Genomic DNA, 2,361 nt, shown 5'->3' on the forward strand with positions numbered 1-2,361 from the left:
CTCCGGCCCACTCGCCCCTCCCCCACCCCCGCCCAGCCCCCACCTACGCCCCTCTCCAACAAGGGCCCGGCCCCGCCCACCGCAGGTGGGTGGGCCGGCGCTGCGTCACCGTTCGAATGGGCCGGCCGGCCTTCGACCCGTCTGCCGTGCGGTGATGAATGCGCCCCGGCCTGATGCACGTCTCAGGGGAACGGAACTGCGCCGCTCAGCACCAGCCTCCACCACGAGGCCCTCCTGGGCATGCTTGCGTCGGTGCTGCCTGGGCTGACAACGAGCCGGCCCGCATCGCATGCCCGAAGTTCGCTTGTCCGTGGTCATGGCGCGCGGCCGGCTCAGGGGGTAGAAACATGTCAACCCTTCGGTGCGACACCACCTTCGGCCGTCGGGCTCAGAGAGCGCTCTCACCGCCCCCAGCTGCGCCGGAAGTAAGCCGGCCAGCGGAGAGGACGAACCACGTGACAACCCTGTCCCGACGCGTACGCCGGAGATCCGGTCGTACCCTCCTGCTCGCCCTGGTGTTGACCACCGCCACCACGATGACCAGCACGGTGGCCAGCGCCGGCCGCCCGACGCACGGCGCACCCGACTTCGGTCCGAACGTGACGATCTTCGACCCGTCCATGCCGGTCGGCGAGATCCAGCAGACCCTCGACGCGGCGCACGCCCGGCAGGTCAACAACGAGATGGGCACCGAGCGGCACGCCTACCTGTTCAAGCCCGGCACGTACGGCACGGCCGCGCAGCCGTTGCAGGCCAAGGTCGGCTACTACACCGAGGTGTCCGGCCTGGGCGCCTCGCCCACCGACGTCACCGTCAACGGCAAGCTGGAGGTCTACAACCGCTGCCTCGCCGACGGCGGCACCGGCAACTGCCTCGCGCTGGTCAACTTCTGGCGCACCCTGTCCAACCTCTCGCTCACCATCAACGCGGCCGGCCAGGACGACTGCCGGTCGTCGGCGAACTTCTGGGCGGTCTCCCAGGCGGTGTCGATGCGCCGCCTGAACATCGGCGGCGGCGGTCTGTCGCTGATGGACTACTGCACCGCCGGCCCGCAGTACGCCAGCGGCGGGTTCATCGCCGACTCCCGGCTGCCGGCCACGACGAACGGTTCACAGCAACAGTGGCTGACCCGCAACAGTGAGGTCGGCAGCTGGTCCAACGCGGTGTGGAACCAGGTGTTCGCGGGGGTCGAGGGCGCGCCGGACGACGCCACGTTCCCCGACCCGCCGTACACCACCCTGGAGACCACCCCGCTGAGCCGGGAGAAGCCCTACCTCTTTGTCGACGGCAAGGGTCGCTACCAGGTGCGGGTGCCCGCCGCGCAGCGCGACAGCCGGGGCGTCTCCTGGGCTGACGGCATCACGCCGGGGCGTACCATCGGGATCGGCGACTTCTTCATCGCCAAGCCGTCGGACTCGGTACGCGTCATCAACAGCCAGTTGGCGCGCGGCAAGCACCTGCTGCTCACGCCCGGCACGTACGACATCGCGCGCAGCATCGAGGTTCGGCGTCCGAACACCGTGGTGCTGGGGATCGGGCACGCCACGCTGACCGCCGTGAACGGCGCGATCCCGCTGGACGTGGCCGGTGTTCCCGGGGTGATCGTCGCCGGTGTCACGATCGACGCCGGCCTCGTCGAGTCGCCGGTCCTGCTGCGGGTCGGACGTGAGCACGGCCGCAACGCGAGCAGCCCGCACAACCCGACCACGCTCTCCGACGTGTACTTCCGGGTCGGCGGCCCGCACATCGGGCGGACGAACACCGCGCTGGAGGTCAACAGCGACAACGTGCTCATCGACCACACCTGGGTGTGGCGTGGTGATCACGGCGTCGAGGGCTTCACCGAGGGCGTCAACGGTGACACCGACCGCTGGCGTACCAACACCGGCCGCTACGGGGCCGTCATCAACGGCGACCACGTGACAGCGACGGGCCTCTTCGTCGAGCACTTCCAGCGCTACAACACGGTCTGGAACGGCGAGCACGGCACCACGATCCTCTACCAGAACGAGCTGCCGTACGACCCGCCGACGCAGGCCGACTGGATGAACGGCGCGGTCGAGGGCTGGGCCGGGTACAAGGTCGGTGACCGGGTGCGTCACCACACCCTGTACGGCGGCGGGGTGTACGTGTTCAACCAGAACAACCCGTCGATCCACACCGAGAACGGCTTCGAGGTCCCGAGCCGGCCCGGGGTGCGGCTGCACCACATCATGACCGTCAACCTCAGCGCCGGCACGATCGACCATGTGGTCAACGGCGTCGGGGACGCCGCCGATATGACGAAGGTCGGCGCTCCGATCTATCTGACCCAGTACCCGACCCCGTAGCGGGGATCGGGCGTACCGACGGGGCCGGAGC

At 69.5% G+C, this 2,361-nt stretch carries 1 protein-coding gene; it reads left to right on the top strand.

Annotated features, from left to right (window positions below; genetic code table 11):
- Positions 1 to 536: 536 nt before the first annotated feature.
- A complete protein-coding gene (locus tag AB0B48_RS32850; RefSeq protein ID WP_357208491.1) occupies positions 537 to 2,330 on the top strand; it encodes an adenylyl cyclase in 1,794 nt (597 codons plus the stop codon).
- Positions 2,331 to 2,361: the final 31 nt, after the last annotated feature.

This window comes from Micromonospora sp. NPDC049089 (genome assembly GCF_040648775.1).
Classification (GTDB): domain Bacteria; phylum Actinomycetota; class Actinomycetes; order Mycobacteriales; family Micromonosporaceae; genus Micromonospora.